Raw genomic sequence first — 24,867 nt, 5'->3', positions numbered from 1 at the left:
GGAAAGGATTAGCTTTTCAACTTTTTAAAGAGTTGACCTGCCTTTAACTTCGTTAGATAACCATCCAAATCTTTGCGCACCTCACCGGACATGATATACAATCCTATAATGTTCGGGAAGGACATGGCCAAGATCATCATATCCGAAAAGTCCAGTACTGCACCCAAACTCACGGAGGCTCCAACAACTACAAATACCAAGAAAAGCATTTTGTAAATCATTTCCGAACGCTTGCTCTTTCCAAAAAGATAGGTCCAAGCCCTCATACCATAATAAGACCAGCTGATCATGGTGGAAAAGGCAAATAGGAATACCGCTAATGCCAACACGTAGGGGAACCAAGAAATTTGGCTACCAAAGGCATCGGAAGTCAATTGGGCTCCTGCCATTCCTTCCACTTCGTGCATTCCTGTGAAAATCAGAACCAAAGCGGTAAGGGTACACACCACTACGGTGTCGATAAACGGCTCCAACAAAGCCACAAATCCTTCGGATGGTGGATGGTTGGTTTTTGCCGCACTGTGCGCTATGGCAGCGGAACCTACACCAGCCTCATTCGAGAAGGCCGCGCGTTGGAACCCGATGACCAGAACACCCAGAATTCCACCTTTTAAGGCTGAAGGGCTGAATGCGCCATCGACGATCGCAGAAAACGCTGGGCCAATATTTTGAATGTTCATGATGATTACAGCCAAGGCGGCTACAATATAGATGGAAGCCATGATGGGCACAATCTTACCGGTCACTTTTGCAATACTGCTGATTCCACCGATAATCACCACACCTACCAAGATGGCAGTAACCACACCGAACCAAAATCCGTTACCGGCAAGCACTGGGAATTGTCCTGCCAATTGCTCAAAGGATTGATTGGCCTGGAACATGTTCCCTCCTCCAAAAGAGGCTCCCACGGCAAGCAATGCAAAAACACCTGCTAATACTTTTCCAAAACCTTTCAGGTTTCTTTTTTCCAGTCCGTAACGAAGGTAGTTCATCGGACCACCGAATACACGGCCATCAGGAAGGATATCACGATATTTTACCCCCAAGGTACACTCCACAAATTTGGAGGACATCCCTAGAAGACCACAAACAATCATCCAAAAAGTAGCCCCAGCTCCTCCCAAGGATACCGCAACGGCCACACCTGCGATATTACCCAAACCTACGGTACCGGAAACTGCGGTAGCCAAAGCCTGAAAGTGGGTTACCTGCCCAGGAGCATCCGGATCATCATACTTCCCTTTGGCAAGGTCAATCGAGTGTTTAAATCCTCGTATGTTGATGAAGCCCATTCGAAGGGTAAAGAACAACGCACCGAACACCAACCATATTACGATAAAAGGAATACCTTTAATAATGGGATCGCCATTGGGGTGCAACATCGCTACGGGCTCGTCGTACTCGATTTCGGCAAAATAATGTGCGCCCTGCTCAATAACGTGTTCTTGATTTTCGGAATTATAGATGACGTTGCCTTGCTTAACCTTTTGCACCAACTTTCCCTTGGCGTTGGCCTGAATGGTAATATCACCTCGTTTGTCGCTGGTAATAATGGCAACATCTTCCCCTTCAACAACACTTGCTCTGTTTTCCTTGAGCCATTCCTTTAAAATGAACTTATCTTGGGTTTCATTGCTCCAATCCGGAATACCGATCAATTTCACATCGGCGTAGGCTACGGGATCATAAATCCCTATCGCAGCAAAAGGGTCCCAAAATAAAACGGAGCCCAAACCGCCTACTGCAGGGGTCATGGTTCCGTTAAAGACTTCTGTGATGGATTGGGTTTCCACTGTAAATTCCTTGGTAACCGAATTACCGGCAGCGTCCGTGACCACCACAGTGTACGCGATGCCTTCTACAAGGCCTTGGGCCGATTTTGAAGTGAGCGGGGTTTCTTGATCGCTCCACTTATAGGTGTAGGGCTCTACCCCTCCATCTACTTCAAGCTCAATAGCCCCATCATTGATATTATCGGAAACATTATAGGTTTTGCCAACTACGGTCAATTCCTGTGCAAAACCAGTGGTTAGTGCAAAAAAAGACAATAGAAAAAGAAAATACTTCATATATTGAAATTAGTTAGTTTTCGGAATGGTAAAGGCAGCAATATCCAAAAAAAAATCAACGCTATCAAATTTTATGTTTTTTTAACTAACCAATCTGAAACATTTGATTTAATTTCCGTATTTGCTCGGGCCGCCCCAGCACGATTACCTTGCTTTTGGGCTGTAGAATGAGGTCTGCCTCTGGGTTGATGATGTAGTTTCCTTCGGGATCAATATAGCCGATGATGGTGCATCCCGTTTTCCTTCGAAGATCCAGATCGCGCAAAGAGTTGCAATCCATCTGGTCGGTAAAGTCTTCAATGCTGACCTCTTCCAAGTTGGTCGTATGCTCCCCCTCAATGGAAAGTTGATCCAAAAATGTAATCAAATCTGGCATTACCACCAATGAAGCCATATGGTCGCCCCCAATTTTATCGGGCATGATCACTTTATTGGCTCCGGCAAACTCCAATTTTTTTACAGAGGTGATTTGAGAGGCCCTACTAATGATGAAAAGGTCCTTATTGAGTTGCCTAGCGGATAGTACGATAAAGAGGTTGGCTGAATCATCGGGCACTGCCGTAATCAAATATTGTGCACGTTCGATGCCCGCCTGGATGAGCACATCATCCTCGTTGGCATCCCCTTCCACAAACAATACCGTTTCCTCATACCGATCAATAATTTCCTTATCCTTTTCTATAACCACAAAAGGCTTTTTATAGGCTATTAATTTTTCCGCTGCCTGCATACCGTTCCTACCAAAACCGCAGACCACCACATGGTTGGAAAGACTATCTATCTGTTTTTTCACTTTTTTCTTTTTTAGTAGTTCGAGCGAGTTTCTACCCAGAATATATTCCGTGACCACGGAAATGGCAAAACCAAAGATAAAAACACTGGTAACGATTAAAAATACGGTAAAAATCTTTGCATTGGCATCCAATGGCCTTACCTCCGAAAACCCGACCGTAGTAACCGTAATAATGGTCATGTAGATGGCCTCCACCCAAGTGAAATCGGATAGCATTTTATACCCGACCACCCCGAATACGAGCACCACCACCATTAAGGAAAGGGCCAATACTATTTTGGAGCGCATCAGTCTTATCATTGATTAAAGGTCAAATACAGAGGTTCTTTTGGTGTAAATCAAGTCTTTGATCCTTAGCCAAAATGCGATAAAAAGGTAAAGGGCAAAACCAAAACCCAAGGTCACAAAAGTCAAGTAAATGAAACTGGTACGTACCACACGGGCACGTATGCCCAAGCGTTCCGCAATCCGTCTACAGACCTCGAAACCGCGCTTTTGAAAATAATATAAGGTATCGTAAAACAAAGACATGGTTAAAATTATGTATTTCTATTTAATAATTGGGTGCCGATGGCGCATTGCATGCATTTATTTTTCGTGCAATAATTACTGTAAAGCTGCAATTTGGCCTGACTCTCCAAGGCGTTTTGTGTTTTTGCACCTATACGCCCAAAATTTTTGATGATGGAGTTGTCTTCCGCGTCCAGCTGGGACAACAGCTCAATCAAATCCTCGTTCATGTCCTGCCCTGTATATTTGGCATAACAGAATTTTAAGGGCAGCAGAACATTCATGATCAGAAGATCCATAAAGCCTTTGGACAATCGCTTGGTGCTTTTTTTGGAAACCTTCCCGAACGTATAATGGTTATCCCAGTAGGCCCCTGCCGAAACTTCCAAACTCGTGTAAACATCCTCCTTGCTCTTGAGCGTCATCAGTTCGGAAAACAAATGGTGCCTACCCGAATACAACTGTACCAATTGCGAAACCCGAATCGTGGGGAAATTCGGTGGTCGAAGACCAAAAAAGGCAGGCTTTGATGGGTTTTGGTCCAAACTAAATTTATGCGCCAAATACTGAAACTCCTTTTGAAGTCGGAGGTAGTAGGTATCAGAACAATCATCTTCACCCAAAAGCCCAAAATGGCCAAAAAGCAGAGCCTCCAATTGCAGGGGTTCATTACTGACCTTTCGCATCACCGAAAAATCCAACCGTTGTGCCCGTTCCAAAAAATGGGCGCCGTTGACGGTCGATCCAAAACTTTTGGCCAATAACATAAACAAAACCGCCTCCCAGTCATTTTTGGTTGCCCCCAACAGTTCTGCTATCAATTTAGACTTGTGTTCCAGCCGTTCGATGTACAAGCGGTGGAGCCAATTCTCCACCAAAAATTCATCTACGGCCTTCCAATCCTTTTCACAGTTGATAAACGTAGGCCTTGCGTTTTCAACCAGCTCGCGATAGCGGTCCAACAGTTCGTCAGAGACATATTGGCGCACTTCCATGGTCGGTATCTGGGAACCATCTTTCCTAAAAACGGCAATGTCATCCTCCCATACTACGTGGAGAATGACATTGTCGTAGTTTTCATCCGATTCGTGATGGTGTACGTACCAATCCGAGGATTTGAGATGCATCTCGACATTGCCAGCCCAGAGCTGGCCATCGATTTCGACTCTTGCATCAAAAAAGTCTGGGCCTGCCAAATGGTTTTGGATTCCAGTTGCCTTAATGGCAACCGAGGTTCCATTAGTGGTACGCAGGCCAATCTTTGGAAGCTTGTTGTGCCTCCATATAAAATAAAGTAGGTCTTCTCGCATTGATTTGGGACAAATGGAGGTCTACTCTGCTACATCACCTTCCCAGTTCATAAAGCCACCTTCCAGATTATAGGCATTCTCAATTCCGATACTGTTCATCAAGGCGCAGGCCTGTCCGCTTCGGTTGCCCGATCGGCAGTAGACGTAATAGTTCTTGGACTTGTCCAGCTTTTCGAGTTCGTCCATAAACTCTTGTCCCAAATAAATATCGATGTTGGTAGCTCCGGGAATATACCCCTCCTCTACCTCTTCGGGGGTACGCACATCCAAAATAAAGGCGTTATCGTCGTTTTGCAGTTGTTCCGCCCACTCTTCTTGTGATAGATCTGACATTATTTTTCAATTTAGATTCCTACAAAAATAAAAATCCGAAGCGTTACTCCGGATTTCTAATGGTTTTATTTTGATGATGGCCTATTTGATGCCACATCCGATAGCTTTTGTCGTTTTCGGGTTGATTTCGTTGCCGGCCAACATCGCATCCACGGCATTCTCCACAAATTTCTCATCCACTTGTGAAGCATCCTGATAATTATCGTCGATAGCTCCAATGTATTTCACTTCGTTCCCCGAAGCAGTTTTTTCCAATATGAAAACGTGGGGCGTCCGTGTAGCGCCATACGCCGGATATACCTTTTGGCCCTCATCGAACAGGTAGGGAAAAGTAAAGCCTTTTTCCGCAGCGCGCTCCTTCATTTTGGTAAAACTATCGCCCGGCTTGGCGCTGGGGTCATTGGGGTTAATAGCGATCACAGGAACACCCTGGGATTTGTATTTGGCGTCCAAATCCATGATCCTATCCTCATAAGCTTGTGCATATGGGCAGGTGTTGCAGGTAAAAATCACGATAAACCCCTTGGCCTCCTCAAAATCGGAAAGAGACACCATGCTGCCATCCACATTTTTCAATGAAAAATCGGTGGCCATATCGCCCACTTGGTAACCTTTATCCCAACTATGTTCGTTAGCCACTTTAAAACCTGTGGCAAAAGCTGCCACAAAAACGACCAGCAAAGCTGACCATCCTAAAATTCTTGCTCTTTTCATGCCGTACTATTTTGTAAATTGATGTAATGCTTCGTTGAGTTCTTCGTACGTGAAACCACGTTCGTAAAAAGCTCGCTTATCCTTATTATAAATTAAGGTAGCTGGAATGCCTCCGCCCCATTCTTCGGACACTTTGGGAATCCAGTCATTCTGCTTGGGATCATCCAGTATCACCACTTCGGATTGAATGTCTTTGTTCTCCACATAAGGCTCCAAACGCGACTTCCACATATTGGGCATATCCAAGTTGACCAAAATAACTTTTACATTGTTATCCTTTTGCTCGGCATTGATTCGCTCAAAATGGGGCATTTCCTCCACACAGGGCTTACACCATGTGGCCCAAAAATTAATCACGTAAGTAGTGCCGTCTTCTTTATGCAGCAGAGGTTCAAATGCCGCAAAATCATACACCGGGAACTTGACATCGGTATCGGCAGTTTTTTCCTTGGATATGGTAGTGGCCTCTCCTTCGGCTTCATTCGGCTCTTTCTTCTTTTCAGCACAGGACCCAACCATTATCGCTAGGGCCAAAACAATCAATCTCTTCATTCTCTGATTTTTAGGCCCCCTAAAATACACACCTAAAAAATGCCATTCCATTCTTTAACAAAAATTTATCGACCCAAAATTTGGTGCATCCATCAAAATCATTTTACATTTGTATATACAATTATTGTTTGTACATGAATGTTGAAGAAGTCATAAAAACCTCAAAAAAGATTCCCTTGGAGCCTAGGACAATCATACATATGGAATTGGTGCACAATAAAATCAGTGAGATGATGACGGCTACCCTAAAGCCTTTTGAGGTTTCCATTCAGCAATTCAATGTACTTCGCATATTGAGGGGCCAACAGGGAAATCCAGCCAATCTTTCGACCATAAACGAAAGAATGGTGACCAAAATGAGCAACACTACCCGTTTGGTGGATAAACTTATTGCAAAAGGTTTTGTGAACAGAACTGTCTGCCCTTCCAACCGTCGTAAGGTGGAGATTCTGATCACCGACTCAGGCCTTAAGGCGCTATCACAAATGGATGAAGCTTTGGACAAGGCCCATGACACCATCTTGGTAAATTTTACCAAACCAGAACTCGAACATTTAAATCAACTATTGGATAAATTTTAAACTAATGAGCAACGTTTTAGAACATAGAACATGGCGCTACGCCACCAAAAAATTCGATCCCAGCAAAAAGGTATCGGAAAACGACCTTCAAACCTTGTTGGAGGCCACTCGCCTAAGTGCATCCTCTTACGGGTTACAGCCTTACCACGTATTTGTGATCCAAGATCAAGACCTTAAGGAGCAATTGAAGCCGGTCTCATGGGGTCAGTCACAGATTACGGATGCATCGCACATCATCGTTTTTGCCAATGCCACCGATTTTGGGGAAGAGTTGGTAGATAATTATTTGGCCAACGTTAGCGAGACAAGGGGAATCCCAACTGACAACTTAAAAGGATATTCAGACTTTATGAAGTCCAAATTGATGGACCTACCCAAGGATATGAAAAGCAATTGGACAGCGAGACAAGCCTATATCGCCTTTGGAAATTTGATGCAGGCAGCGGCCGAGCTTAAAATTGACACTTGCCCCATGGAAGGCTTCGAGACCGAAAAGTACAATGAGATTTTAGGACTCAACGACAAAAACCTGAACGCAACTGTTGTATTGGCAGTTGGTTACCGTTCTGAAAAAGACGAAACTCAGCATTTGCCCAAGGTGAGAAAATCAAAAGAAGAATTATTTACACATATATAAATCATTAACAATTAAAAACAGAAATTACAACAATCATGAAAAAGACAATTTTGAGCTTAACATTGATGACCCTTGTGGGTTCATCCGCTATCGCAAACCCGATCAAAGAAACCAAAGAAGTAAAAACAACTGAAAGTACCGTTACTTGGAAAGGCTACAAAGTAGGAGGTTCTCACACAGGAACCATCAGCCTTCAATCCGGTGCCTTGGAATTTGACGGGGAAACCTTGGTAGGTGGAGAGTTTGTTGTGGACATGGCAAGCATCAACACCACCGATTTGGAAGGAGAGTACAAGGACAAATTGGACGGTCACTTGAAATCCGACGACTTTTTTGGCACTGCCAATCACCCAACGGCCAAATTGGTGTTCACCAAAGTGACATCAACCGGAAAAAACTCTTACGATGTTACTGGCGACCTTACTATTAAAGGTACAACAGAGCCTGTGACTTTTGAGGTATCCGTTTACGGTGACAAAGCAACTGCTTCCTTGAAAGTGGATAGAACCAAATACGATGTAAAATACGGGTCAGGCATCATCGGTACTGCCAAGGACAAATTGATCTATGATGAGTTTGATTTGGTAGTTGATCTACAGATGTAATCAACTCCTATTTAGTGTGTGGAAATCCCGTTCGAGCTATTCTTGGACGGGATTTTTTATTTTAAACAAAACATTGTTGTCCCGTTAAAAATTCCTCCCTATATTTGAGCCTATGATTATTGGAACAACAAATAACTGGTGGTGGATAAACTTACGTCAAACGTCGTGAGCTAAGTCCCCATTATAACCATATAAGAGGCTTGTCATCACGACAAGCCTTTTTCATTTTTAAGAACTTTAGATTTAATTTCCGCGAAGGCGGAAATCCTAAATATTAAAAAATGAGTTTTTATGTCTATATCATATCCAATAAGAAAATGGGAACTATTTATATAGGCTATACCAACGATCTAAAAAAGAGAATGTACAGGCACAAGAAAGGTGTCGGGAGCAAGTTTGCAAGTAGATATAATCTTAAAACATTGGTCTATTATGAAAAATTCAATTTCCCAATGCCTGCCATAAGAAGAGAAAAACAATTAAAAAAATGGAATAGGAGTTGGAAAATCAACCTGATAAACGATTTTAATCCAAACTGGGAAAACTTAACCTATTTCTTTGATTAACCAAAAATAGATTTCCACCTGCGTGGAAATAGAAACAAAATGACTTATTCATTAAAGACCCATTACAAAAAAATCCTCGCGGACACGATTACACCCGTGAGCGTCTATCTGAAGATCAGGGATAAATTTCCCAACAGCATTCTTTTGGAGAGTAGCGACTACCACGCGAACGACAACAGCTTTTCGTATATCTGTTGCAATCCCATTGCTTCCATTAAAGTGGCGAACGAAATCATTACGCAGCGTTTTCCCGATGGAACAAAGAAAGAAATAGCGATTACCCCGGAAACCGATGTGACCCAAGTAATCCATAACTTCGGCCAGCAGTTCAAAACCAGTCAAAATGGCTTCAAGTTTATTTATAATGGGCTATTTGGATATATGGCCTACGATGCTGTTCGTTATTTTGAAGATGTGGAGATTTCCAAAAAGGAAGATTCGGCCCATATCCCAGATATTTATTATGCCGTTTATCAGAATATAATCGCCATCAACCATTTTAAAAACGAGGCCTATCTGTTCGCCCACTGCTACAATACCGAAAGTAATGTGGAGGAAATGGAGCAACTTTTCAGCGTTCGCACCTTCGCTTCCTACAATTTCACCAAACAGGGCAAGCCTGAATCCAATCTTGAGGACGAAGACTATAAAGAACAAGTTGCCCTGGCCAAAAAACACTGCCAGCGTGGCGATGTGTTCCAATTGGTTCTATCCAGAAGGTTCAAACAAAAGTTCAAGGGAGACGAGTTCAATGTGTATCGGGCGCTACGTTCCATCAACCCCTCCCCTTACCTATTTTATTTTGATTATGGTGACTTTAAGATATTCGGAAGTTCTCCGGAAGCACAATTGATCGTGAAGGACGGTAAAGCCGAAATCCATCCGATAGCCGGAACCTACAAACGTACCGGAAATGATGAAAAAGATGCCGAATTGGCCAAAAAATTGGCACAGGACGAAAAGGAGAACAGCGAACACGTGATGCTCGTTGATCTTGCCCGAAACGATTTAAGTCGCAATGGCAACACCGTAAATGTGGAAACCTATCGAGAGGTACAATATTTCTCCCATGTGATTCACTTGGTATCGAAGGTAACCGGACAAAAGAAAGAAGACAGCACTACGATGAAAGTAGTGGCCGATACCTTCCCCGCGGGCACCTTGAGCGGCGCGCCAAAACATATGGCCATGCAGCTCATAGAAAAATATGAAAAAACCAGTCGATCCTACTACGGGGGGGCTATTGGGTTTATGGACTTTGAGGGCAACTTTAACCACGCCATCATGATACGCACCTTCCTGAGCAAGGACCACGAATTGTATTACCAAGCCGGAGCCGGTCTGGTAGCGGCATCCAACCCCGATGACGAACTACAGGAAACCTACAATAAATTGGGCGCATTGACCAAGGCGCTGGAAATCGCCGAAACAATCTAAGCATGGGACGAAAGATTTTAATGATAGACAACTACGACAGCTTCACCTACAATTTGGTGCATTATCTGGAAGATTTGGATTGTGAGGTCACAGTGAAACGGAACGATCAGCTCACCATCGAGGAGGTGGAACCGTTTGAATACATCGTACTTTCACCAGGACCAGGCATTCCCGATGAAGCTGGATTGTTGAAGGACATCATCAAAACTTATGCACCTACCAAACGTATTTTTGGAGTGTGCCTGGGACTACAGGCCATTGGGGAGGTATTCGGAGGAATATTGATCAATCTGGACCAAGTTTATCACGGAGTGGACACCACGATTACCGTTACGAAGGATGACCCAATTTATCAAAATATGCCCAAAACCCTGCAAGTAGGACGGTACCATTCCTGGGTGGTTGACCCTAATTTGCCCGATGATTTGGAAATCACAGCGATAGATGAAAACGGACAGGTAATGTCACTTCGGCACAAAACATACAATGTGACCGCGGTACAGTTTCATCCCGAATCGGTTTTGACCCCCGAAGGAAAACAAATGTTGAAAAATTGGTTGGAAAGCTAGAAATATGTCTTTCCTGCGGAACTCTGAGCGTAGTCGAAGAGTAAGCAGGAATTCAAAACAATAACAAAATAGATTCCTGCCTTCGCAGGAATGACAAAGAAGAACAATGAAAGAGACCTTAAATAAACTCATCAATCACGAAATTCTCCCCAAGGAAGAAGCCAAGCAAATTTTGGTGAACATTGCCAATGGGGAATACAATACCTCGCAAATTGCTGCATTTTTGACCGTTTACATGATGCGAAGCGTAACCATCGAGGAGCTCGAAGGGTTCCGCGATGCCCTTTTGGAACTTTGCTTGGCCGTTGATCTCGCCGAGTATGACCCTATCGATTTATGTGGAACAGGCGGGGATGGCAAGGACACCTTCAACATCTCCACCCTGGCCTCCTTTGTGACGGCCGGAGCGGGAATCCACGTCACCAAACATGGAAACTATGGGGTTTCATCCAAATGTGGCAGTAGTAATGTGATGGAGTTTTTGGGCATCAAATTCAGTAATGATGTTGATTTTCTAAAGAAAACCATTGAAGAAGCAGGAATTTGCGTGCTGCACGCGCCCTTGTTCCACCCAGCCATGAAAAATGTGGCCCCCATCCGCAGGGAACTGGCCGTGAAGACCTTTTTCAATATGTTGGGCCCTATGGTGAACCCCGCCTTTCCAAAAAATCAGATGGTCGGGGTGTTCAATTTGGAACTGGCCCGAATGTACGGGTACCTATACCAGAATACGGACAAAAAGTTTACCATTCTAAATGCCTTGGACGGATACGACGAAATTTCCTTGACGGGCGATACCAAGACCATTTCCAACCATACTGAAACCATGTTGACGCCTGCTGATTTTGGTGTGGAAAAAGTTTCACAACAAGAAATTACCGGAGGGGAAGATGTGGCCGAGTCGGCACAAATATTCATGAATATTTTACAAGGTAAAGGTACCAACGCACAGAACAATGTGGTTTGTGCCAATGCAGGGGTCGCTATTGCCACCGTAAAGGGCATCACCCCAAAAGAAGGCTTTGAAATGGCTAAGGAATCCTTGCTAAATGGTAAGGGATTGGCGGCTTTGAAAAAATTGCAATCTTTATCTAAATAAAGTCGGTAGTCAGGAGTCCGAAGTCCGAAGTATAGGGAGACGAGAAATAAATCAAGAGCATGATAGTGTCAAAATTCAAGTTTGAAAAGATAATTGTCTGGCAAAGAGCCATGGATTTTGGAGAAGCCATAAATGACATAACAAAACTCTTTCCAAAAAACGAGGTCTATAATCTCAGCTCACAAATAAGACGAGCAGCTGATTCAATTGCATTGAATATTTCAGAAGGAGCTACCGGACAGACAAACCCTGAGTTTAAGAAATTCGTAGGTTATGCCATTAGATCTTTGAGCGAAGTGGTTACCTGCCTACATAAAGCGAATAGAAGAAACTATGTCCCAAACGAAACTTTTGATGAGCTTTATAATGAAGCCTTCAATTTAATGAACATGTTGGTCGCTTTTAGAAAAAATATAAAATAATTATAAAAAGCTTCGGACTTCGGACTACCGACTTCGAACTTCCTTTAAATATGAACATTCTAGAAAAAATAGTAGCCGATAAGCGCAAAGAGGTCGATTTGAAAAAATCCCTAATTACGGTGGCCCAATTAGAGGCGTCGGTAATGATGGAACGCACTTCCGTCTCATTGGCAGAAGTATTGCGCAAAAGTAACTCCGGTATTATCGCCGAACACAAGCGGCGTTCCCCGTCCAAATCCTTAATCAATCACAACTTAAGCGTCCAGGATGTGGCCAAGGGATACACCGATGCAGGTGTTTGTGGTATATCCGTGCTCACCGACGGTAAATATTTTGGCGGCTCTTTGGACGATTTGGTACTGGCAAGGGCATCCACGGATATCCCACTTTTACGAAAAGAGTTCATCATAGATGAATATCAGATTGTGGAGGCAAAAGCCTACGGTGCAGACGTGATTCTATTGATTGCCGCTATCCTATCCAAGGACGAAATCAAGAACTTGTCCGAACTGGCCAAGGGAATGGGACTCGATGTACTGCTGGAGGTCCACAATGAAGAGGAACTGGAAAAATCCCTGATGCCGAGTCTGGATATGTTGGGGGTGAACAATCGGAATCTTAAATCCTTTGAGGTGGATTTGGATATCAGTAAAACGTTGTCCAAAAAAATCCCTGATGATTTTGTAAAAGTTTCCGAAAGTGGCATTAGCTCTGTCGAAGTCATCCGTGAGCTCAAGGAATTTGATTATCAAGGATTTTTGATCGGGGAGAATTTTATGAAAACGGATAATCCCGGTAAAAGTGCGGAAGAATTTATAACCAAAATAATCTCGTAAATGTCACTTCGAGTGATTTACCAAAGGTAAATTGTATCGAAAAGCAATCGGTCTAGATACATTTTGAAACAAGTTTCAAAAAACTCGACCTGACTAAATGTATACCATGAAACTAAAAATCTGCGGCATGAACCATAACCCCGAAGAGGTTGCAAATTTGCGACCCGATTATTTGGGGTTTATTTTCTGGGAACCTTCCTCCCGATATTTTTCGGGAGAGATGCCGGTCTTGCCCAGTTCCATCAAAAAAGTTGGCGTTTTTGTGGATGCGCCTATAGAAGAAATTTTGCAAAAAGTGGCCCAGTATCAGTTGGATGCCGTGCAACTCCATGGAAAGGAAAGTGCTGCATATTGCATGGCGCTGAAAGATTGCCTCCTGTCATTTCGAGCGCCCGCCTACCGGACAGGCAGGCAGTCGAGAAATCAGACAGGTTTTAACAAAAATGAGGTCTCGACTGCGCTCGACCTGGCAGATACGGAAATCATCAAAGTATTCTCCATCAAAGATGATTTTGATTTTAACGTATTGAAGGATTATGAAAACATATGCGATTATTTTCTTTTTGATACCAAAGGAAAACTCCCCGGAGGAAATGGCTACACATTCGATTGGTCCGTTTTGGAAAAATATCCATCCCAAAAGCCTTACTTTTTGAGCGGAGGCATTGGACTGGATTCCACGCAACAACTACAAGCCTTTTTGGGGAGCCCAGCTTCAACTCACTGTTTTGCCATCGATGTGAACAGTAAATTTGAAACAGCCCCAGGGCTAAAAAACATTAAGGATTTAAACCTATTTATTGAATCGCTCAAAGGCGGTCAGAACCAAAAAAAGAACCTATGAGAAGTTATCATGCTGACGAACGCGGATATTACGGCGAGTTCGGAGGAGCTTTTATCCCCGAAATGCTCTATCCCAACTGTGAGGAACTGCGGCAAAACTACCTCAGTATTATGAAGGAGCCCTCGTTCCAAGAGGAGTTCCATCAACTGTTGAAGGATTATGTAGGACGCCCTACCCCTCTATACCTTGCAAAACGCCTGTCCGAAAAGTACAACACCAAAATCTACCTGAAACGGGAAGATCTGTGCCATACCGGGGCCCATAAGGTCAATAACACCATCGGCCAGATTTTAATGGCTAAAAAATTGGGCAAAAACAGAATCATTGCAGAAACAGGAGCGGGTCAGCATGGGGTGGCCACGGCTACTGTGTGTGCCTTAATGGGCATTCAATGTGTGGTATACATGGGAGAAATCGATATTGCACGCCAAGCCCCGAACGTAGCCCGAATGAAAATGTTGGGAGCCGAGGTACGGCCGGCCACATCGGGCAGTAAAACCTTAAAGGACGCCACCAACGAAGCCATCCGTGATTGGATCAACAATCCTGTGGACACCCATTATATCATCGGTTCGGTGGTAGGCCCTCACCCCTATCCCGATATGGTGGCCCGTTTTCAATCCGTGATCTCGGAAGAAATCAAACAACAACTACAAGAAGTGGAAGGCAGAGAAAACCCAGATTATGTGGTGGCCTGTGTTGGGGGCGGCAGCAATGCGGCTGGCATCTACTATCATTATTTGGATGTTCCCGAAGTGGGCATCATTGCCGTTGAGGCTGCCGGAAAAGGAATTGATTCCGGTGAAAGTGCCGCTACATCAGCACTTGGAAAAGTGGGCATTATCCATGGCAGCAAAACCCTGTTGATGCAGACCCAAGATGGACAGATTACGGAACCCTATTCCATTTCTGCAGGATTGGATTACCCGGGCGTAGGTCCCATGCATGCCCATTTGTACGCTTCGGGCCGAGGTGAGTTTATTTCCATTACGGATGATGACGCCATGCAAGCTGGGCTGGAACTCTCCAAATTGGAAGGTATCATTCCAGCTATCGAAACCTCGCATGCGCTGGCCATTTTTAAAGAACGGAAATTCAATCCGGACGACGTAGTGGTGATCAACCTATCAGGACGAGGTGATAAGGACCTTCAGAACTATATTGATTATTTTAAATTATAGATGTTAGACATTAGATATTAGACGCTAGAGTCCTAATTATAATATCTCACATCTGAAATCAGGATGTATGAACAGAATCAAACAAAAACTACAGGAGGATAAAAAAATCCTTTCCATATATTTTTCAGCAGGTTATCCCAAGCTTGACGATACGGTAAAAATCATCGAAGATTTGGAGAAAAATGGGGTCGACCTTATCGAAATTGGGCTTCCTTTCAGCGATCCCCTGGCAGACGGCCCTACCATTCAGGAAAGCTCCACCGCAGCCCTTAAAAATGGGATGCATACCGCCTTGCTCTTTGAGCAATTGAAGGATATCCGAAAAACGGTCTCCATTCCCTTGATCATTATGGGGTATTTTAATCCAGTGCTACAATACGGGGTAGAGGCATTTTGTGCCCAATGTGAAAAAATTGGCATCGATGGACTCATCCTGCCCGATTTGCCGTTGGATGTTTATAAAGAGGAATACGAGGCCATTTTTAAAAAGCATGGATTGATCAACGTTTTTTTGATTACCCCTCAAACTAGCGAAGAACGCATCAGGGCAATCGACGATGCATCCGAAGGCTTTATTTATATGGTAAGTTCCGCAAGTACCACTGGAGCCAAACAAGGTTTTGGCAGTGAACAATCGGACTATTTTGACCGTATTGCGCAAATGGATTTGAAAAATCCGCAAATCGTTGGATTCGGTATCAGCAATGCCGAAACGTTTCAACAAGCCACCCAAAAAGCCAAGGGAGCTATTATTGGTTCGGCCTTCATCAAACACCTCACTAAAAATGGAGTTGATACTATTGGTGACTTTGTGAAGCAAATTCGCTAAATTTCACCTCTAAAATTATTCCAAGACAACATGAAAAAAACGCTGTTACTTGTCTGCTCACTCTTTGGTTTTTCGCTTTTTGCCCAAGACGATGTGGCCATAAAATCGCAAGTGGCCGATGCCATCAATGAAATTCGTGAATTTATCGCCATTCCCAACGACGCGCTGGATGCAGCCGATATCGACCGAAACATTATGTGGCTCAAACGAAAATTCGGAGACAGGGGATTTAATACGGCCGTTTTGGAGACCGAAGGACTCCCATTGTTTTTTGCGGCAACCCCGGTGAGCGGAGAAAAGCCAACAGTCCTCATCTATATGCATTTTGATGGTCAGTCTGTAGACCCCTCCAAATGGGACCAGCCCAACCCGTATCAGGTAGTATTGAAAGCTCCCAAAGATGGTGGGTTTGAAACGGTTTCCTTTGATCAATTGGATGATGACATCAATTATGATTGGCGTCTGTTCGGACGGTCCACTTCTGATGACAAATCGCCCATCGTGATGCTTTTGAACGCCATGGACCTATTGAAGAAGGATGGCAAGGAAATACCTTTCAATATCAAGGTTATTTTGGATGGCGAAGAGGAAAAGAGCAGCAAGCCACTTCCTGCTGCCGTAAAGCAGTACCGAGAATTGTTGGAATCCGATTTTTTGATGATCGTGGACGGACCGGTCCATGCTTCGGAAAAGCCCACCGTGGTTTATGGTTGTCGTGGAATCACCACCTTGACACTGACCACCTACGGCCCCATCAAACCGCAGCATAGCGGACATTATGGTAACTACGCCCCAAACCCAGGGTTCCAATTGGCCAAATTATTGGCCACCATGAAAGATGATGAGGGCAGAGTGACGATTCCCGGCTATTACGATGGTATTTCCATTGATAAAACAACGGATTCCATCTTAAAAAGCGTTCCCGATAGTGATGAGGCCATTGCGGAGAAGCTACAGTTTAAGACCGCTGAAAAAGTGGGTGGTTTTTATCAAGAAGCCTTGCAATATCCTTCCTTGAACATTAGAGGACTCGGCTCCGGCTGGGTCGGTGATAAAGCAAGGACCATTGTTCCGGAAAGTGCTACCGCCGAATTGGATTTACGATTAGTTGTAGAAAGCGATGGCACCCGATTGAAACAGTTGGTGAAAGACCACATTGCCAAACAAGGATATAAGGTATTGGACCATGTTCCCTCCAGAGAAGAGCGAATGCAATTTGACAAAATCGTGACTGTGGAAGAAGGTAGTGTAACGGATGCGTTCCGCACGGAGCTGGACAATCCTTATGGAGATTTTATCGTGAACACCTTGCACCAAAGTTTTGGGGAAGAAGTGATTCAAATACGGACCATGGGTGGCACCGTGCCCATTTCACCCTTTGTGAACGAGTTAAAAATACCTGCCTTTATCGTGCCCGTGGTAAACCCGGACAATAACCAGCACAGTCCCAACGAAAATGTTAAAATTGGGCAATTGGCATACGGAATCAAGGCATTTTATGGGATTCTTTCTTCAAAACTGAATTAAAAGAACTCGCTATACTGCATCACCCTGAAATCAAGTGTATTGAATTCAGGGTTTTTGTTTTTTAGGTCCTTGTAGGCCGGTAAACTACCAACGGCACGGTTGGCTGCTCCCGAAGGTGCTATCAGGGAAACGGTTTTTATGGTTCTCGATGCGGCTTGAACTGACTTACCGGATTCAAGGGGAAGCTCCAAATGATGGATACGAGGAACTATATCTGATACGACTTTTAGTTTGAGGCCGTGTTCCTTCAGCTGTTTTCTAAAGAAGTACTCAGGTCCATTTTTACTGTTTCCGCCCATAAACAAAAGTGTCTCAATGTTGTCGAATTCTTGCAAGTAGCCTACCAAATCACGAAGCACCACATTTTGCATCCCCAAGTCGGATGCGTCAATTTTTTCGCGTTCAGCACTTTCCACAATATCGCAGACGCCAATCTTGTTTTTCATCAAAAAACGCTTCCGTTGCTCCACGGCCTCTTGGGTCGTTTCATACTTTAGACCAAGATTGAAAATGCTATCCAAGATGGGCCATAGCTGTCCGTTACAACTTCCATAGCAAAAATCGACATCCTGCGGTTTTAACTCACCGGTAGTAAAACGGGGTGGTGGCAAGGTACCCACAATCACCTTTGTGGCCTTTTCCAAGAGAAAGGGTTCATACGGATGTATGTGCTTAAAGACTTTTTGGGCCAATCCTTTACCGATCTAAGCAGAGTTTCGACTCGCGTTGATGTTACCGTAAAGGGAGCGTGTCACAATTTTCTCGTACAATTCCTTGTACTCTGAATTTTGTGTGATATGGTACAAAGCATTCTGCTGTATCACCAACAGGGGCAATACAATCTTTTCCCTGATTTTGACCGACTCCCGCGATACGGCTTCGTCCTCCATCAACATTTTATCGCCCGAAATCTGCAAGAGCATTTTTTTGGATAACTGGAACTCGTCGTGCAAAATATTCCAGAAATCTCCAAACTCAGGGTCCTCCTTCATGTAACCGGTCAGATTAAAATTGGATTTCGCCAACGACATCATACTGTTGTGCATCAACGCCCGGAAGAATGGCACCTCTTTGTATAACTTTTTCACTTCGGACAGTCTTCCTTGCTCTTTCAAGGCACTTATGGCCGTTCCCAGACCGAAGTATCCGGGTACATTCTGTTTGAGTTGGCTCCAAGAGCCTACAAAAGATATCGCACGCAAGTCTGATAAGGTCAATTGTTTTTTGTTACCTCGTTTTCCAGGTCTACTGCCAATATTCGCTTTGGTGTAGTACTTTAATGTACTTCGATGCTCTAAATAGGGCATGAATTTCTCATGCTGTTTTAACGCATCGTACTTCTCAAAGCTGAGTTCTGAGAGTTCTTCGATCAATTTACGCTGGGCAGCGGAAATGGTGAGTTCCTTGCCGAAGAGGTTGTTGCTCAAACCCGCCGTGAGCAACTGTTCGGAGTTGTGGATAAACTGCTCTTTGGTACCGTAGGTACTGGTAATCGTCTGTCCCTGAATGGTAAGCTGAATCTCATGATTGGCCACATCCTTGGTCTGGGCTGCGTAGAACCTGTGCGTTTTTCCTCCGCCCCTTGCTGGCGGTCCGCCCCTACCATCAAAGAAAATAGCGGCCACACCGTTTTTCTTACAGACCTTGCTCAATGTCTCCTTGGTCTTTAAAATGGACCAGTTGGCCTTTAAATAGCCACCGTCCTTGGTACCGTCCGAAAAGCCTAGCATTATGGTATGGATATCCCTTCTTCGTTCCAAGTGCTGGCGATATTGTGGAATATCGAATAAGGTTTGCATCACTTCCTCGGAAGCATCCATACCCTTCATAGTTTCGAACAATGGAACAATATCAAAGGTGATTTCCTTTTCGTCCCATCCGCACCATCTAAACAGCCCGAACACAAACAATACGGAAAAAATATCTTCGGAATTGCTGATGATGTAACGGTTGCAACCATCTTCCCCGTTCTTTTCCTGAATGGACTTAAGGTTTTTGATATTGACAATGGTATCTTTTACGATATCATCCTCGAAATCCTTTGGATTGAGTTGGAAGTTTTTCTCCAGCAACAGTTTCACCAATTCCTGTTCCTTGATCTCGTCGATACTTTCTTTAATGATACCCTCTTTCTTGAGGACACTCTCCACCACCAATAAATGCTTACTGTGATCTTGACGGATATCCAGTGTGGCAAAATGAGTCTTAAAAATGTGGACCTTATCCATCAGTTGATTCAATTCATCCAAATAGAGATCGTGATAATCTGAGCGCAGTTTTTCCCTGATCTTTTCCAGGTAGCCAATAATTTCTGAATAGGAAATAGCGGCGTCCACGTTGAACATGGCATTGTACAGTTTTGAGCTCAGATCGTTCAAATCTTCCTGCATCCCCTTAAAGGTGAGCTTTTTTCGAAGCCCCTTCAATTCATTGTAATAGCATTTCATCAAAGTAAGCCTAAGTTCATCGGCGACCTGTTTGGTGATGTCGGCAGTGACATAAGGGTTGCCATCGCGGTCACCACCTGGCCAAAAACCGAGTTTCATCAGGTTGTAGTTCTCGAATTTGTCATCCCGAATGTTGCTCTTTACGTATTGGTACAATTCCCCAACGGCATCATAATAGGTATGCCTTAGAATATAGATGATGTTTTTTGCCTCATCCAAAGGAGTGGGCTTTTTGGCATTGATCAAGGATGTTAGTCCCAACTGCTGAAGGGTCACATCAATGTCATAGATTCGGTCTTGATCAATGAGCGAACGAAGTTCCGCGATAATATCCAAAATAGCCGGGGTATAAAACTGGGTTGGGTGGGCCGTTAAAACGATACGCGCACTAAAGGTGGACAGTTTTTTGGATACCTTGTCCCAATTTTTGGTTCGGTTCACCAGCTCAAAATAATCCTTTATGGTCAAAGAGCTACTGTATTTCTGCAGCTTGGGAAATGCCGAATCCTCGACACTATCATAAAGGACCACTTGCCGCTCCACATATTGGATCATCCGGAACATAAAATCCAACCGCTCCCTTTCATCCTGAATATTCACAAAATTGGAAAAGAACACTTCCAATATTTCCTGTGGATCTTTACCTTCCTTCAGTCCCTTTTCGCATTGATCGAGCAAAAGCGGAACCAAATTCCCCACATTTTCCACGTTCTTGTAAGGCAAGCTCAGGAAAAGGCTGTTGTAAATATTGAACTTATTGGTTACCGATTTTTTGAATTCTTCTAACCGTTTAGTCTGCTGCATGGATTTCGTTTATGTTAGTGTTATCAATGGACGTTCACTCAAAGGTCGTGAATAAAGTGTAACCTCTGGGTTAAATTTAGGCGTATCACAATTTAAGGTATGGGCACTTCAATCGTAACATCATACCCCATTTGGATAACTTAAAGATTACTTCGGATTTTACCAAAGTTTTTTAACGAACAAACACAGGCTCGTTTTTCTTCACTGTATGCTCCTCGCTGTACATGTAGCCATCGGAGTTAAAATTCTTGATATCGTCCAAGGTTTCGGCACCTTTGTCCAAAATATAACGCACCATGGAACCGCGTGCTTTTTTGGCGTAGAAACTGATTACCTTCAGTTTATCGTTTTTCCAATCCTTAAAAACGGGGGCTATCACAGGAACCTTTAGCTTTTTTTCGTCCACGGCATCGAAGTATTCGTTACTGGCCAGATTTACAAATAATTCCTCGTCCTGAAGCTCTTCATTCAAAGACGCCGTGATTTGGTCCTTCCAAAATTCGTAAAGGTTCTTTTTACGACCCACTTTAAGTTGGGTGCCCATCTCCAATCGGTAGGGCTGTATAAGGTCCAGTGGCTTTAAAACACCGTAAAGTCCCGACAAAATCCGAAGTGTGTCCTGCAGATTATCCAACTGCTCTTCGGGAATGGTGTATGCGTCCAAACCTTGGTATACATCCCCGTTAAAGGCATAAATCGCAGGTCTGGCATTATCCACGGTAAAAGGTAGTTCAAACTGTTGGTTGCGCTCCCAGTTCAAATCTGCCAACTTATCCGAAATGGACATAAGTTCCGACAGTGCTTTGGGTTTTTTCTTCTTCAAAACGGCGTTCAATTTTTCCGCTTGTTCCAAAAATTGTGGCTGACTGTATTTTGAAGTGGGCAAAGCAGTCTCGTAATCAAGCGACTTTGCCGGGGATATGACAATTTTCATGGTATTCCTTTTTGGTAAAAATAACGAGGATTTTCGTTTTTCGGAAGGGGATTCCAAAGGTGTTTTCAATCTTTGGATTGAGGAAACCTATGATTCGTGATGCTTGGCATAACTGCGCCATTTTTCGATACCAGCGACCATGTCTTCCGGCAACTCGGAATCAAACCGCATAAACTCCCCGGTGACCGGATGCTCAAAACCAAGGGTTTTAGCGTGCAGAGCCTGACGCGGCAACACTTTAAAGGTATTTTCCACAAATTGTTTGTATTTGGTAAATGTGGTCCCCTTCAAAATCTTATCACCACCATAGCGCTCATCGTTGAACAGGGTGTGGCCAATATATTTCATGTGGACCCGAATTTGGTGGGTCCTACCGGTTTCCAAACGGCAAGATACCAAAGTCACATAGCCAAATCGTTCCAAGACTTTGTAATGGGTCACAGCTTCCTTACCGTCGCTCCCATCGGGAAATACCATCATTTGCAGTCTATTTTTGGGGTTGCGGGCGATGTGCCCCTCTATGGTCCCCTCGTCCTCTTCCACATTGCCCCAAACCAAGGCTACATATTCCCGTTCGCTGCTTTTTTCAAAAAATTGCTGCGCCAAATGGGTCATGGCCGACTCTGTCTTGGCAATCACCAACAATCCAGAGGTATCCTTATCAATGCGATGGACCAATCCGGGGCGGTCCGAACTGTTGTTGGGCAAATTCTCAAAATGGTAGACCAATGCATTGATCAAGGTCCCCGAGTAATTTCCATGTCCCGGGTGCACCACCATTCCGGCGGGCTTGTTCACCACAAGAAGTACTTCGTCCTCGTACACAATGTCCAAAGGGATGTTTTCGGGGGTCAACAAAAACTCGTAGGGCGGATGCTCAAACATCACTTTGACCTCATCCCCTGCCTTTACCTTATAATTTTGTTTGACGATGGCACCGTTTACCCAAATGAGCCCTCGTTTGGCGGCCTGCTGGATTTTGTTTCGCGTAGCGTTCTCAATAAAGTTCATCAGGAATTTATCCACACGAAGTGGTTCTTGTCCTTTTGATGCCACAAAACCATGATGTTCATACAGATCATCTTGGGAAAGCTCGTCCTGATTATCGGAAATATCCATAGTTATTGGGAGTCTGCCTGTACTTTTGCACTACCGGGAATGGTTCCATTACCGCAGATCAACTCCACTTGCGAAGTTTTGGGCAATCGGTCGCCAGGCTTAATGTATTTCCCTTTGTGCTTCATTCGGTACACCATGTCCTTTCCGAGTTCATCGATATAGGTTACACGCTCCACCTCAAGCCCTACCGCACGCAACATGGAAGCTGCATTTCGTTGGGTTACTTGGATGATATCCGGTACCGTCACTTTCTTATATCCCGATGGGTTTACGGTGAAATAAATCTTGCGATTGGCCTTTACCTTATTGCCTGCTGGTGGATTTTGGTCCAATATGGAAAATCGTGGATACTCTGGATTAAAATCGGAAGAATCCAATACTTGATATCTTAGTCCTGCCTCCTCTACGGCCTTGCGCATCTCCATCACCGACATTTTGGAAAAATCGGGAACCTCTACAAATTCACCGTGATTGGTGGTGCTCTTTAGCCATTGCAAAGCAAGGAACACCAAAACAAGGACCGCTCCTGCCGCCAATCCCAATTGGATCAAAAAAGTCTTGCTTTTTAAAAAGTTCAAAAAATTCTTCATGTAGTTCACCTTAACGCAACAAATATAGGAAAGCCAACCCTTTTTTCTTTACTTTGGTCCAGCGATATTTTACCAGCCAATGAAAAAGAACATTGCCATCATCATGGGGGGCTATTCCAGTGAGCACGGTATTTCCATCAAAAGCGGAAACGTGGTATACAAGTATCTGGACAGAGACAAATACCATCCGTACAGGGTAATCATCACACGGGAAAAGTGGTTTTATCTCGATAAGAACAACCGGGAGTTTCCTATGGAAAAATCCGATTTCAGCCTTAACATCGATGGTAATAAAATTCATTTTGATTGTGTTTTCAACGCCATCCACGGTACTCCAGGTGAAGATGGGTTGATGCAAGCCTACTTCGAACTTTTGGGTATTCGCCATACGTCTTGCAACCACTATGAGGCCGCGCTAACCTTTAACAAAAGAGACCTATTGAGCACTTTGAAACCTTATGGCGTTCCCTGTGCACAATCCTACTTTTTGAACAAGGGCCAAGATGTGGATGAAGATGCCATTGTGGAAAAGGTGGGACTGCCCTGCTTTGTAAAGGCCAACCGGGCCGGTAGCAGCTACGGGGTGTCCAAGGTGTACCAAAAAGAAGAACTTGGAAACGCCATAGAAAACGCATTTAAGGAAGATACACAGATTATCATAGAATCTTTTTTGGATGGTACCGAGGTCTCTGTCGGTGTCATCACATATGAAAACAAAGTAACCGTGCTACCGGCCACAGAAATCATTTCGGAAAACGATTTTTTCGATTTCGAGGCGAAATATTTGGGCAAGTCCAAAGAAATAACACCAGCGAGAATCTCGGAAAAACAAGAGTCCAATGTGAGGCAGTTGGCCGAGTTCATTTATAAAACCTTGGGATTGAAGGGGTACACCCGAAGTGAGTTTATTTTTATTGGTGACGTGCCCCACTTGCTAGAAATAAACACAACTCCCGGACTGACAGAGGAAAGTCTGCTACCACAGCAAGCCAGAACGGCTGGAATTTCACTCGAAGACCTTTTTGACAGTGCGATTGTTGAAGCTTTGCGCTAGAAACCGTATTTTTAAACAACTTTAAACCACAACATGAGACGCGCACTCTTCCCCGGTTCCTTTGATCCATTGACACTAGGCCACTACGACATCATTAAAAGAGGGATTACCCTTTTTGACGAACTGGTCATAGCCATAGGAATCAATGCCGATAAAAGCTACATGTTTTCCTTGGAGGAACGTGTGAGGTTTATTGAAGAGGCCTTCAAGGACGAACCCAAGATCAAAGTGACTACTTACCAAGGTCTTACGGTGGATTTCTGTAAAAAAATCGGTGCCAATTTTATTTTAAGGGGACTGCGCAACCCTGCTGATTTCGAGTTTGAAAAGGCCATTGCACACACCAATCGCAAGCTTTCCGAAATTGAAACGGTATTTCTGTTGACCTCCTCCGGCAAATCGTACATCAGCTCCTCCATTGTTCGCGACGTTATCCGAAATGGCGGGGACTACTCCGGTCTGGTGCCGGATACGGTCGTGGTCAAATCCTAGTTTACATTTC

Annotated in this window: 27 protein-coding genes; 15 read left to right on the top strand and 12 right to left on the bottom strand. The window is 44.0% G+C overall.

Translation table 11 applies throughout. The features are described 5' to 3' along the window. Positions 1–8: 8 nt before the first annotated feature. The 7 genes from ABNE31_RS07130 to ABNE31_RS07100 all read right to left on the bottom strand — a co-directional run bounded on the left by ABNE31_RS07130 (position 9) and on the right by ABNE31_RS07100 (position 6,284). Positions 9–2,072, bottom strand: a complete 2,064-nt coding sequence (locus ABNE31_RS07130; protein ID WP_349352869.1) for an amino acid carrier protein — start codon at positions 2,070–2,072, stop codon at positions 9–11. A gap of 85 nt (positions 2,073–2,157) precedes the next feature. Next, positions 2,158–3,165 (bottom strand): potassium channel protein, encoded by a 1,008-nt coding sequence (locus ABNE31_RS07125; protein ID WP_293283633.1) that lies wholly within the window; start codon positions 3,163–3,165, stop codon positions 2,158–2,160. Between the two features lie 3 nt (positions 3,166–3,168). Then, positions 3,169–3,396 (bottom strand): PspC domain-containing protein, encoded by a 228-nt coding sequence (locus ABNE31_RS07120; protein ID WP_179385078.1) that lies wholly within the window; start codon positions 3,394–3,396, stop codon positions 3,169–3,171. An 8-nt stretch (positions 3,397–3,404) separates the two neighbouring features. Beyond that, positions 3,405–4,685 carry a DUF2851 family protein gene (locus ABNE31_RS07115; protein ID WP_349352868.1) on the bottom strand — a complete coding sequence of 427 codons (1,281 nt, stop codon included), beginning with the start codon at positions 4,683–4,685 and terminating at the stop codon, positions 3,405–3,407. A gap of 21 nt (positions 4,686–4,706) precedes the next feature. Then, entirely contained in the window at positions 4,707–5,018 is a 312-nt protein-coding gene (locus ABNE31_RS07110; protein WP_179385080.1) for a rhodanese-like domain-containing protein, read from the bottom strand. A gap of 81 nt (positions 5,019–5,099) precedes the next feature. Continuing rightward, complete coding sequence (locus ABNE31_RS07105) at positions 5,100–5,732, bottom strand: thioredoxin family protein (protein WP_349352867.1); 633 nt, start codon at positions 5,730–5,732, stop codon at positions 5,100–5,102. Positions 5,733–5,738: 6 nt separating this feature from the next. Beyond that, positions 5,739–6,284 carry a redoxin domain-containing protein gene (locus tag ABNE31_RS07100; RefSeq protein ID WP_293283629.1) on the bottom strand — a complete coding sequence of 182 codons (546 nt, stop codon included), beginning with the start codon at positions 6,282–6,284 and terminating at the stop codon, positions 5,739–5,741. A 134-nt stretch (positions 6,285–6,418) separates the two neighbouring features. Here ABNE31_RS07100 and ABNE31_RS07095 point away from each other — a divergent pair, with 134 nt between their 5' ends. The 13 genes from ABNE31_RS07095 to ABNE31_RS07035 all read left to right on the top strand — a co-directional run bounded on the left by ABNE31_RS07095 (position 6,419) and on the right by ABNE31_RS07035 (position 17,417). Beyond that, the gene (locus tag ABNE31_RS07095) at positions 6,419–6,865 is read left to right on the top strand and encodes a MarR family transcriptional regulator (RefSeq protein WP_349352866.1); all 447 of its coding nucleotides are present in this window, start codon (positions 6,419–6,421) and stop codon (positions 6,863–6,865) included. A 4-nt stretch (positions 6,866–6,869) separates the two neighbouring features. Beyond that, on the top strand, positions 6,870–7,502 hold the full coding sequence (locus tag ABNE31_RS07090; protein ID WP_349352865.1) for an NAD(P)H-dependent oxidoreductase: 633 nt from the start codon (positions 6,870–6,872) through the stop codon (positions 7,500–7,502). A gap of 35 nt (positions 7,503–7,537) precedes the next feature. Further along, the gene (locus tag ABNE31_RS07085) at positions 7,538–8,107 is read left to right on the top strand and encodes a YceI family protein (RefSeq protein ID WP_179385085.1); all 570 of its coding nucleotides are present in this window, start codon (positions 7,538–7,540) and stop codon (positions 8,105–8,107) included. A gap of 281 nt (positions 8,108–8,388) precedes the next feature. Further along, positions 8,389–8,673, top strand: coding sequence for a GIY-YIG nuclease family protein (locus ABNE31_RS07080; RefSeq protein ID WP_349352864.1), 285 nt, complete (start codon positions 8,389–8,391; stop codon positions 8,671–8,673). A 39-nt stretch (positions 8,674–8,712) separates the two neighbouring features. Beyond that, complete coding sequence (locus ABNE31_RS07075) at positions 8,713–10,110, top strand: anthranilate synthase component I family protein (protein ID WP_349352863.1); 1,398 nt, start codon at positions 8,713–8,715, stop codon at positions 10,108–10,110. A gap of 2 nt (positions 10,111–10,112) precedes the next feature. After that, complete coding sequence (locus ABNE31_RS07070; RefSeq protein ID WP_349352862.1) at positions 10,113–10,679, top strand: aminodeoxychorismate/anthranilate synthase component II; 567 nt, start codon at positions 10,113–10,115, stop codon at positions 10,677–10,679. A 106-nt stretch (positions 10,680–10,785) separates the two neighbouring features. Next, on the top strand, positions 10,786–11,778 hold the full coding sequence (gene trpD / locus ABNE31_RS07065; RefSeq protein ID WP_349352861.1) for an anthranilate phosphoribosyltransferase: 993 nt from the start codon (positions 10,786–10,788) through the stop codon (positions 11,776–11,778). A 59-nt stretch (positions 11,779–11,837) separates the two neighbouring features. Then, positions 11,838–12,200, top strand: a complete 363-nt coding sequence (locus tag ABNE31_RS07060) for a four helix bundle protein (RefSeq protein WP_349352860.1) — start codon at positions 11,838–11,840, stop codon at positions 12,198–12,200. A 50-nt stretch (positions 12,201–12,250) separates the two neighbouring features. Further along, on the top strand, positions 12,251–13,036 hold the full coding sequence (trpC, locus tag ABNE31_RS07055; RefSeq protein WP_349352859.1) for an indole-3-glycerol phosphate synthase TrpC: 786 nt from the start codon (positions 12,251–12,253) through the stop codon (positions 13,034–13,036). Positions 13,037–13,142: 106 nt separating this feature from the next. Beyond that, positions 13,143–13,880 carry a phosphoribosylanthranilate isomerase gene (locus ABNE31_RS07050; protein WP_349352858.1) on the top strand — a complete coding sequence of 246 codons (738 nt, stop codon included), beginning with the start codon at positions 13,143–13,145 and terminating at the stop codon, positions 13,878–13,880. Next, positions 13,877–15,061 carry a tryptophan synthase subunit beta gene (gene trpB / locus ABNE31_RS07045; RefSeq protein ID WP_349352857.1) on the top strand — a complete coding sequence of 395 codons (1,185 nt, stop codon included), beginning with the start codon at positions 13,877–13,879 and terminating at the stop codon, positions 15,059–15,061. The genes ABNE31_RS07050 and trpB overlap by 4 nt, the downstream gene beginning before the upstream one ends. Before the next feature lie 67 nt (positions 15,062–15,128). Next, positions 15,129–15,890 carry a tryptophan synthase subunit alpha gene (trpA, locus tag ABNE31_RS07040; protein ID WP_349352856.1) on the top strand — a complete coding sequence of 254 codons (762 nt, stop codon included), beginning with the start codon at positions 15,129–15,131 and terminating at the stop codon, positions 15,888–15,890. A 30-nt stretch (positions 15,891–15,920) separates the two neighbouring features. Continuing rightward, the gene (locus ABNE31_RS07035) at positions 15,921–17,417 is read left to right on the top strand and encodes a M20/M25/M40 family metallo-hydrolase (RefSeq protein ID WP_349352855.1); all 1,497 of its coding nucleotides are present in this window, start codon (positions 15,921–15,923) and stop codon (positions 17,415–17,417) included. Here the strand turns inward: ABNE31_RS07035 and ABNE31_RS07030 are convergent. From ABNE31_RS07030 to ABNE31_RS07010, 5 genes are all read right to left on the bottom strand, one after another. Next, positions 17,414–18,109 carry a uracil-DNA glycosylase family protein gene (locus ABNE31_RS07030; protein WP_349352854.1) on the bottom strand — a complete coding sequence of 232 codons (696 nt, stop codon included), beginning with the start codon at positions 18,107–18,109 and terminating at the stop codon, positions 17,414–17,416. The two genes, ABNE31_RS07035 and ABNE31_RS07030, sit on opposite strands and share 4 nt — an antisense overlap. Positions 18,110–18,121: 12 nt before the next feature. Next, on the bottom strand, positions 18,122–20,668 hold the full coding sequence (locus ABNE31_RS07025; protein WP_306013496.1) for a phosphoenolpyruvate carboxylase: 2,547 nt from the start codon (positions 20,666–20,668) through the stop codon (positions 18,122–18,124). A 172-nt stretch (positions 20,669–20,840) separates the two neighbouring features. Beyond that, on the bottom strand, positions 20,841–21,602 hold the full coding sequence (gene yaaA / locus ABNE31_RS07020) for a peroxide stress protein YaaA (RefSeq protein WP_349352853.1): 762 nt from the start codon (positions 21,600–21,602) through the stop codon (positions 20,841–20,843). Between the two features lie 87 nt (positions 21,603–21,689). After that, positions 21,690–22,721: an RluA family pseudouridine synthase gene (locus ABNE31_RS07015; RefSeq protein ID WP_349352852.1), complete on the bottom strand. Its 1,032-nt coding sequence runs from the start codon at positions 22,719–22,721 to the stop codon at positions 21,690–21,692. Positions 22,722–22,723: 2 nt separating this feature from the next. After that, positions 22,724–23,311 (bottom strand): PASTA domain-containing protein, encoded by a 588-nt coding sequence (locus tag ABNE31_RS07010; RefSeq protein ID WP_349352851.1) that lies wholly within the window; start codon positions 23,309–23,311, stop codon positions 22,724–22,726. Between the two features lie 79 nt (positions 23,312–23,390). On the opposite strand from ABNE31_RS07010, the gene ABNE31_RS07005 reads away from it, so the two are divergent. After that, on the top strand, positions 23,391–24,365 hold the full coding sequence (locus tag ABNE31_RS07005) for a D-alanine--D-alanine ligase (protein ID WP_349352850.1): 975 nt from the start codon (positions 23,391–23,393) through the stop codon (positions 24,363–24,365). A gap of 33 nt (positions 24,366–24,398) precedes the next feature. Beyond that, on the top strand, positions 24,399–24,857 hold the full coding sequence (coaD, locus tag ABNE31_RS07000; protein ID WP_293283593.1) for a pantetheine-phosphate adenylyltransferase: 459 nt from the start codon (positions 24,399–24,401) through the stop codon (positions 24,855–24,857). Positions 24,858–24,867: the final 10 nt, after the last annotated feature.

The organism is Flagellimonas sp. MMG031 (assembly GCF_040112705.1).
Taxonomy (GTDB): Bacteria; Bacteroidota; Bacteroidia; order Flavobacteriales; family Flavobacteriaceae; genus Flagellimonas.
The sequence above is the reverse complement of the archived record's forward strand: the minus strand, read 5'-3'. Positions and strand labels throughout refer to the sequence as shown.

Bases quoted from the DNA above. Each gene is read 5' to 3' on its own strand.
- ABNE31_RS07130 (WP_349352869.1), bottom strand. From the start codon at position 2,072: ATGAAGTATTTTCTTTTTCTATTGTCTTTTTTTGCACTAACCACTGGT.
- ABNE31_RS07125 (WP_293283633.1), bottom strand. From the start codon at position 3,165: ATGATAAGACTGATGCGCTCCAAAATAGTATTGGCCCTTTCCTTAATG.
- ABNE31_RS07120 (WP_179385078.1), bottom strand. From the start codon at position 3,396: ATGTCTTTGTTTTACGATACCTTATATTATTTTCAAAAGCGCGGTTTC.
- ABNE31_RS07115 (WP_349352868.1), bottom strand. From the start codon at position 4,685: ATGCGAGAAGACCTACTTTATTTTATATGGAGGCACAACAAGCTTCCA.
- ABNE31_RS07110 (WP_179385080.1), bottom strand. From the start codon at position 5,018: ATGTCAGATCTATCACAAGAAGAGTGGGCGGAACAACTGCAAAACGAC.
- ABNE31_RS07105 (WP_349352867.1), bottom strand. From the start codon at position 5,732: ATGAAAAGAGCAAGAATTTTAGGATGGTCAGCTTTGCTGGTCGTTTTT.
- ABNE31_RS07100 (WP_293283629.1), bottom strand. From the start codon at position 6,284: ATGAAGAGATTGATTGTTTTGGCCCTAGCGATAATGGTTGGGTCCTGT.
- ABNE31_RS07095 (WP_349352866.1), top strand. From the start codon at position 6,419: ATGAATGTTGAAGAAGTCATAAAAACCTCAAAAAAGATTCCCTTGGAG.
- ABNE31_RS07090 (WP_349352865.1), top strand. From the start codon at position 6,870: ATGAGCAACGTTTTAGAACATAGAACATGGCGCTACGCCACCAAAAAA.
- ABNE31_RS07085 (WP_179385085.1), top strand. From the start codon at position 7,538: ATGAAAAAGACAATTTTGAGCTTAACATTGATGACCCTTGTGGGTTCA.
- ABNE31_RS07080 (WP_349352864.1), top strand. From the start codon at position 8,389: ATGAGTTTTTATGTCTATATCATATCCAATAAGAAAATGGGAACTATT.
- ABNE31_RS07075 (WP_349352863.1), top strand. From the start codon at position 8,713: ATGACTTATTCATTAAAGACCCATTACAAAAAAATCCTCGCGGACACG.
- ABNE31_RS07070 (WP_349352862.1), top strand. From the start codon at position 10,113: ATGGGACGAAAGATTTTAATGATAGACAACTACGACAGCTTCACCTAC.
- trpD (WP_349352861.1), top strand. From the start codon at position 10,786: ATGAAAGAGACCTTAAATAAACTCATCAATCACGAAATTCTCCCCAAG.
- ABNE31_RS07060 (WP_349352860.1), top strand. From the start codon at position 11,838: ATGATAGTGTCAAAATTCAAGTTTGAAAAGATAATTGTCTGGCAAAGA.
- trpC (WP_349352859.1), top strand. From the start codon at position 12,251: ATGAACATTCTAGAAAAAATAGTAGCCGATAAGCGCAAAGAGGTCGAT.
- ABNE31_RS07050 (WP_349352858.1), top strand. From the start codon at position 13,143: ATGAAACTAAAAATCTGCGGCATGAACCATAACCCCGAAGAGGTTGCA.
- trpB (WP_349352857.1), top strand. From the start codon at position 13,877: ATGAGAAGTTATCATGCTGACGAACGCGGATATTACGGCGAGTTCGGA.
- trpA (WP_349352856.1), top strand. From the start codon at position 15,129: ATGAACAGAATCAAACAAAAACTACAGGAGGATAAAAAAATCCTTTCC.
- ABNE31_RS07035 (WP_349352855.1), top strand. From the start codon at position 15,921: ATGAAAAAAACGCTGTTACTTGTCTGCTCACTCTTTGGTTTTTCGCTT.
- ABNE31_RS07025 (WP_306013496.1), bottom strand. From the start codon at position 20,668: ATGCAGCAGACTAAACGGTTAGAAGAATTCAAAAAATCGGTAACCAAT.
- yaaA (WP_349352853.1), bottom strand. From the start codon at position 21,602: ATGAAAATTGTCATATCCCCGGCAAAGTCGCTTGATTACGAGACTGCT.
- ABNE31_RS07015 (WP_349352852.1), bottom strand. From the start codon at position 22,721: ATGGATATTTCCGATAATCAGGACGAGCTTTCCCAAGATGATCTGTAT.
- ABNE31_RS07010 (WP_349352851.1), bottom strand. From the start codon at position 23,311: ATGAAGAATTTTTTGAACTTTTTAAAAAGCAAGACTTTTTTGATCCAA.
- ABNE31_RS07005 (WP_349352850.1), top strand. From the start codon at position 23,391: ATGAAAAAGAACATTGCCATCATCATGGGGGGCTATTCCAGTGAGCAC.
- coaD (WP_293283593.1), top strand. From the start codon at position 24,399: ATGAGACGCGCACTCTTCCCCGGTTCCTTTGATCCATTGACACTAGGC.